This is a genomic window from Frankia sp. CeRuru1, assembly GCF_977966315.1.
Genome location: NZ_CDWWEW010000285.1, coordinates 1 through 6,750 on the forward strand (window position 1 = coordinate 1; position 6,750 = coordinate 6,750).

Sequence of the window (6,750 nt, forward strand, 5' to 3'; positions counted from 1 at the left end):
CAGTTTCATATCGAAACCCTGATCCAGGCGAAAGCATACGGTGAAGCTTTGGTCACTACTGTGCCTGCCCGCTCTGCCGGGCCGGTACCACCGCGGTCCTCCCCACGCCCGTGGGGGTGATCCGACCGGGGGCAGCGCGCACCTGAGCGGATAGATGGCGATCATCGGCGTCCTGCCGAGGTGGAGCGGCCGGGGTGAGCTAGCCCGTCGTGGGCCTGGAGCTGGCCGGTCTGTGGTTCGGGCGAGCCAAGCATGGGTAGAGACTGAAAGTGGTCAGACGGGACACACTAGGTGACGATCTGCATTCTTCTATGGAGAAGAGAAGATTGTCACCTTACCACGCGCGACTCGGCGACCGTCTGGCGACGCTCATCCGGTGGAACCTGGGCCCGTCTACAACGGGCCGGCGGCGTCCGGCAGGCGGGCGTGTGCGGTGCCGGCTGGGCCGGGCAGCCGCCGGCCGCCAGGAAGGAGCAACCAGATGGCGAGCATGGAACGCCAGCGTCCCCGGCGGAACTGGTTCGATCTGTTGGGTCTGCCCTGGTCGCAGGCACGGACGTCCGCGGCGGAGCTGCTCGGCCGGCGCGGGGCTGACGTTCCGGTCGAGGAGTACACCGAGGACGACGCCTACGTCCTGCGCGCCGAGATCCCCGACGTCGACCCGGACAAAGACGTCGATGTCACCGTCTCCGAAGGGACGCTGGCGGTACACGCCGAACGGCACGAGGCGCGAAGTCAGAAGGCTCTCGGCGGGTACCGCACCGAGTTCCGCTATGGCGCGTTCAGTCGTTCCGTGGCGCTTCCGCCCGGGGCGAAGGCGGACCGGGCAGCCGCGACCTATAAGGACGGCATCCTGGAAGTCCGCGTTCCGGTCGAGCCAGCCGAGACGTCCGGCCGGAAGATCACAGTTGAGCAGGGCTGACGCCCGACGACGCCCGGTCGCAGGGCCCGAACTCTCCGGCCGACTGCGGCCCCGGGCGACGTTATTACCCACCCGGGTGCCGGCCCGCTTCTTCATCCCGTGCGGGGAGTCTCCTCCCGAGTGGGGAGCCAGGAGTCACCATCCGGGGCAAGCACCTTCCTGGAGGGGGTAAGCATGGCCGACATCCGTAGCACGATCGTCCGGCGGCCGGTCACCGTGGAGCGGTCCACCACGATCCGGGACGCGGCGGCGCAGATGGAACGGCAGGGCGTGGGCGCGCTCCTCGTCATGGAGAACGATCGCCTGGTCGGGATCGTCACTGACCGCGACATCGTGCTACGCGGCGTTGCCCGCGGCATCCTGACGGACAGCCGGATCGACGCCCTCATGACCACCGAGGTCATCACCGTGCCGTCCGGCGTCGACCTCGAACGGGCCTACGAAATCTTCCGTGACCACGCGATCCGCCGGCTCCCGGTCGTCGACGGCCGCCGGCTCGTCGGCCTGCTGTCCGTCGACGATCTGCTCATCCGCACCGAGCATGAGATGGCCGAGCTGGTACACCCGCTCGCCGATGAGGTCTTTGCCCCCCACCGCGAGGCCCCACCGCTGGCTACCACCGGCGAGGAGCCCGTCGAGCCGGCGCCCGGACTGCCGCCCCGGCGTAGGGCGATGCGCGCCCATCCCGGCGACACCCTGGTTGTCCACCGTCCCACCGTCACGCAACCGGACCGCATTGGGGAGATCCTTGAGGTGCGCTCGCCGGCCGGCGACCCCCCGTTCACCGTCCGCTGGTCCGACACCGGGCACGTCAGCTTCGTCTACCCGGGACCGGACTCCGAGGTCCGCCACCCTCCCGAGGAGGCCCGCAGCGGCACCGGCTGAAAAGGATGACGGGTTCAGCTCTGCATGCGTGACGACCACGCACCGTCAGGCGAATCATGCTACGGGATCGTGACGTTCCGCTGCGACCAGCCTGCCGGGATGGCAGTGCAGCAGCCAGAAGCCGCCTTCCCGTACCCCGAGCTGGTCCGGGATCGGCCAGCACCAGCCGTCCAGGAGTCGTCGGAGCAGGTCGGCAATGATGGTGCGCTGGCTACAGACCGCCGTCGGCGTCCCGGACGCCGCCAGCCCCATCAAGGTAGCGACCACCCTCGCCTCCGATCCAGGATATCCGGTGTCCGCCAGCGTCGGCTCCGGTTCGATGGCGAGCCCGGCCGTGTGCGCGTACGGGGCGAGCGTGGCGGTGCAGCAGGGCAGGTTGGCGCTGATCAGCAGGCGAATCCCCAGGCTGGTCAGCAGCGGCACCAGTGCGCTCGCCTGGGCCCGGCCGCGCTCGTCGAGCGGGCGTAGCTGGTCGGGTCCGTCCCAGCGCCGATGGTGGGCGGCCCGAACGTGGCGGATGACGACGAGCGCGGCCGTCGGCGCCGGCAGCCGACCAAACTCGGCGAGCACGCGGTGGTCGGTGTCGTAGCTGACCCGGCGAGCCGCCTCCCCCTTCGCCAGCCAGGCAAGCCTGTCCACCTCCCGGGTGGGGACGAACGTGCCGGAACGGGCCTGCATCCCCCAGTACCGGACCGCCTTCACCGTCCTGCCGCCGTCCGTCAGGTAGCGGTACTCGCCGAGCGGGGGCCCGAGCCTGGCCCGGCAACCAGTCTCCTCCTCGACCTCCCGCAACGCGCCGAGCAACGGATGTTCTCGCCGGCGCAGCTTGCCCTTGGGCAGGGACCAGTCGTCATACCGCGGCCGGTGCACGACCGCGATCTGCCGCCCGTCCCGCGTGGGCCGCCACAGCACCCCACCGGCGGCACCGACGACCCGTACCGGCCTATCCCAGGGATCAGCCGACGACTTCATACCGTCCAGTCTTCGACTCCAGCCGCCGCGGCGCCAGGAGGACAGGCACATCCCAGCAGGGCCCGGTTCAGCAGGGCCGGGTCCAGCAGGGCCCGGTTCAGCAGGGCCGGGTCCAGCAAGGCCCGGTCGACAACCCGCCGCCGGCGGCGCGGAGCGCGGTCGGGCCGTCCGCAGCGTCCACCGCTATCAGGGCGGAGATCCCCACCTGAAGCGCATGCTCCCCGACGGCACCCAGGGGTATGGAACTCGCTACGGAAGGTTATCGCTGTCCGGGGGGTGGAGGGTGGGGTGACGAACGCGGGTGTGGCCGAGCTCATCGTCGAGCCGGCGGTGCTCGGGACGCTCGTCGATGTGCTGCGTGCACGCGGGTACCAGGTCGTCGGCCCGACGGTGCGGGACGGCGCGATCGTCTACGACGAGATCAGTAGCGCGGCACAGCTCCCGGCGGGGTGGACCGATGTCCAGGAGGCGGGTCGTTACCGGCTCGAGCGTCGTCGCGACGCGGCGCTGTTCGGTTACGTGGTGGGGCCGCATTCGTGGAAGCAGAACCCGCTGCCGCCCCGGCTGCGCCTGCTGAAGACCCGCCGCCACGGCGATGGTGGCTTCGGCGATGGCGGCTTCGAGGATGGCGGCTTCGAGGATGGCGGCTTCGAGGTGGCGGAGGAACCGCTACCGCGGGCAGCGGTGGCATTCCTCGGCGTCCGTTCCTGTGAGCTGCAGGCCATCGCGATCCAGGACCGGATCCTGCTCGGGGGGCGCCACGCCGACCGCGACTACGCTGCTCGCCGCAGCGATGTGTTCATCGTCGCGGTGAACTGCCACGAGCCGGGTGGGACCTGCTTCTGCGTGTCGATGAACACGGGCCCGGCGGTGCGGGAGGGCTACGACCTGGTCCTCAGCGACATCCTGGCCAGTGACCACCGGTTGCTCGTCGAGGCGGGCACCCCTCGGGGCGTCGAGATTGTCAGCGACCTCACCGGAAGTGAGGCGGAGCGCTGGCGCAGCTGGGAGTCCTGCTTCTCGCTGGACCACTCCTACATCCACGGCGGCAACGTCCGTGTCTCCGGACGCTCCCGTTACCGCCAGTGGTTGACCCACAAGTTCGGCACCTGGCACGACCAGTTCGGAACGTCCGGATGCGTCGGCTGCGGACGGTGCATCACCTGGTGCCCCGTCGGCATCGACGTCACCGAGGAACTGACCGCCATTCGGGCGAACTCCGCGGCCGGCGATGACGTCGGTTGAGGCACCGCTCGGCGAGGTCGGCGTCTTCGCCGGTATGCACCCGGACCACCTCGCCCTCCTCGCCGGGTGCGCCCGGCACGCCGTCTTCCGCCCGGGCGACGTACTCCTGCGGGAAGGCGACCCGGCCGACACCCTCTACGTCATCCGGCACGGCACGGTCGCGATCGAAACCTTCGTCCCGACCCGGGGTCTGGTCCCCGTCGAGACCGTCGGAGCCGGCAATGTGGTGGGCTGGTCCTGGCTGTTCCCGCCGTACCGGCTCCATTTCGACGCCCGTGCCCTCTCGCTGGTCCGCGCCACCGCCATCGACGGTGCCTGCCTACGCGGGAAGTTCTCCCAGGACCCGGCGCTGGGCTACGACGTGCTGTCCCACCTTGCGCAGGTGCTCATCGAGCGCTTGCAGGCCACCCGGTTGCGGCTGCTCGATGTCTACGCAAACCCGGGCCAGGGCTGACGGCGCGGCCGGGGAGATGACCCCTCGGCCGTTCCGGGTGACCCGCCGCCACCAGGAGACGGGTGACACGTGGACCCTGGAACTCGCACCGCTCTCCGGCGCTCCGATCATCGCCGCACCCGGTCAGTTCACCATGGTCTACGCTTTCGGCGTCGGCGAGGTCCCCTTGTCCGTGACGGGCTGCGGCCCGGCGACAGGCGATGACCTCGTGACGGTCGACGACTCCGTGACGGTCGACGACTCCGTGACGGCTGGTACCGACGGCCCGCTTGTGCACACCGTCCGAGCGGTCGGCGCGGTGACGGAAGCGATCTGCGCGTCCCGCCCGGGCGACGTCCTCGGGGTGCGTGGCCCGTTCGGGCGAGGCTGGCCGGTAGGCGCCGCCGCCGGGCTGGACGTCGTCGTGGTCGCGGGCGGGCTCGGGCTGGCGCCGCTGCGGCCGGTCGTCCGGCAGCTCCTGCGACGGCGCGCCGACTACGGCAACGTGGTCGTGCTCGCCGGCACCCGTACACCCGCGGACATCCTCTACCGCCGGGAGCTGGCCGGTTGGCAGGACCGCACCGACCTCCAAGCCCTGGTGACCGTCGACGGTGCGCAGCCCGGATGGGACGGCCGGGTCGGCGTCGTCACCACCCTTCTCCCGCACGTGCGTTTCGATCCGGCCAGAACCGTCGCGTTCACCTGCGGACCCGAGATCATGATGCGGCTGACCGCGCGGGCCCTGGTCGACGCCGGCGTACCCGCCGACCGCATCCACCTGTCCCTGGAACGCAACATGCACTGCGGCCTCGGCCACTGCGGCCGCTGCCAGCTCGGCCCGCTGATGCTCTGCCTGGACGGACCGGTCTGCGGCTACGACCGCCTGGAACCGTTGCTCGCCGTCCGGGAGCTGTGATGCCGATGCCGACGCCGACCAGCCCAACCAGGCCCCGGCTCGCCGTCTGGAAGTTCGCTTCCTGCGACGGCTGCCAGCTCACCCTGCTCAACTGCGAAGATGAGCTGCTCTCGCTCACCGGCGAGGTCGACGTCTCCTACTTCCTGGAGGCATCCAGCGCGACCGTCGACGGTCCCTACGACCTCTCCCTCGTCGAGGGCTCGGTCACCACCGAACAGGACGTGGAACGCATCCACCAGGTCCGGGCCGCGTCTCGGCGTCTGGTCACAATTGGCGCCTGCGCGACCGCCGGCGGCATCCAGGCGCTCCGCAACTTCGCCGACGTCGGCGACTTCCTCGCGGCCGTCTACGCCACCCCGGCGTACGTCTCGACGTTGGCGACCTCCACCCCGATCTCCACGCACGTCCGGGTGGACTTCGAACTCCAGGGCTGCCCGGTCAACCCTCGCCAGCTCCTCGAAGTCATCAGCGCGTTCCTCGCTCGCCGACGCCCGAACATTTCCTCATCCTCCGTCTGCACCGAATGCAAACGGCGCGGGACGGTGTGCGTGATGGTCGCGCACGGCACGCCGTGCCTCGGCCCGGTCACGCATGCCGGATGCGGTGCGATCTGCCCGGTCGCCTACCAGATGAGCGCGCTGGCAGCCATCGAACAGATCTGTGGCATCACGGTCACCGGCCCACCCGCCGCCCTACGGCGGCTCATCTACTGCGGTGAATGGATCGAGAGTCACGCGCTACACGTCTTCCTGCTGCACCTGCCGGACTTCCTCGGCTACGACAGCGCACTACACCTTGCCCAGGACCAGCCCGCCCTGGTCAAGCTGGGACTTACGCTGAAGAAGGCCGGCAACACGCTCATGACGGTCATCGGCGGCCGCGCGATCCACCCCGTCAACGCGCGAGTCGGCGGCTGGTACCGGGCACCACGCCGGCGCGACCTGACCGAGCTCGTCGGGCAACTGGAACAGGCGCGAGACATCGCCCGGGACACCGCCCGATTCACCGCCGCCCTGGACTTCCCCGAAGACGAGCTCCACCAGACCTTCGTCGCGCTCCACCAACCTGGCGAATACCCCGTTGAGCGCGGCCGGATCGCCTCCACCGATGGCCTCGACATCGCCCCGGCCGACTACGACCGGCACTTCACCGAAGAACAGGTGCCCTGGTCGAACGCTCTGCACTCGACCCTGGCCGCGGGCGGCTCCTACCTCACCGGACCGCTGGCTCGCTTCGCGCTGGGCGCGCAGTGGCTGGCGCCCGCCGCCCGCGAGACCGCCGCCGAGATCGGCCTGCGCCCACCGGCGCAACCCCTACCGCAGCATCATCGTGCGCTGCATCGAGATGGTCCACGCCGCCGACGAGGCGCTGCGGATC

7 protein-coding genes are annotated in these 6,750 nt (G+C 70.3%); 6 read left to right on the top strand and 1 reads right to left on the bottom strand.

From position 1 onward, the window contains the following. The first annotated feature begins 481 nt into the window (after nt 1–481). Both AC08OP_RS17995 and AC08OP_RS18000 read left to right on the top strand, forming a co-directional pair. A complete protein-coding gene (locus AC08OP_RS17995) occupies nt 482–922 on the top strand; it encodes an Hsp20/alpha crystallin family protein (protein ID WP_476593025.1) in 441 nt (146 codons plus the stop codon). 174 nt (nt 923–1,096) lie between these two features. Then, complete coding sequence (locus AC08OP_RS18000) at nt 1,097–1,807, top strand: DUF1918 domain-containing protein (RefSeq protein ID WP_476615257.1); 711 nt, start codon at nt 1,097–1,099, stop codon at nt 1,805–1,807. A gap of 54 nt (nt 1,808–1,861) precedes the next feature. On the opposite strand, the gene AC08OP_RS18005 is transcribed toward AC08OP_RS18000, so the two are convergent. After that, nucleotides 1,862–2,779, bottom strand: coding sequence for an NUDIX domain-containing protein (locus AC08OP_RS18005; RefSeq protein WP_476615258.1), 918 nt, complete (start codon nt 2,777–2,779; stop codon nt 1,862–1,864). Nucleotides 2,780–3,067: 288 nt separating this feature from the next. On the opposite strand from AC08OP_RS18005, the gene AC08OP_RS18010 reads away from it, so the two are divergent. The 4 genes from AC08OP_RS18010 to AC08OP_RS18025 form a co-directional block, all read left to right on the top strand. Further along, on the top strand, nt 3,068–4,024 hold the full coding sequence (locus AC08OP_RS18010; RefSeq protein WP_476615259.1) for a 4Fe-4S dicluster domain-containing protein: 957 nt from the start codon (nt 3,068–3,070) through the stop codon (nt 4,022–4,024). After that, nucleotides 4,011–4,478: a cyclic nucleotide-binding domain-containing protein gene (locus AC08OP_RS18015; RefSeq protein ID WP_476615260.1), complete on the top strand. Its 468-nt coding sequence runs from the start codon at nt 4,011–4,013 to the stop codon at nt 4,476–4,478. Before AC08OP_RS18010 ends, AC08OP_RS18015 begins: the two co-directional genes overlap by 14 nt. Next, on the top strand, nt 4,450–5,373 hold the full coding sequence (locus AC08OP_RS18020; RefSeq protein ID WP_476615261.1) for an FAD/NAD(P)-binding protein: 924 nt from the start codon (nt 4,450–4,452) through the stop codon (nt 5,371–5,373). Before AC08OP_RS18015 ends, AC08OP_RS18020 begins: the two co-directional genes overlap by 29 nt. Further along, nucleotides 5,373–6,750, top strand: a 1,378-nt coding sequence (locus tag AC08OP_RS18025; protein WP_476615262.1) for an NADH-quinone oxidoreductase subunit B family protein, incomplete at its 3' end; no start/stop codon positions are given. The genes AC08OP_RS18020 and AC08OP_RS18025, both read left to right, overlap by 1 nt.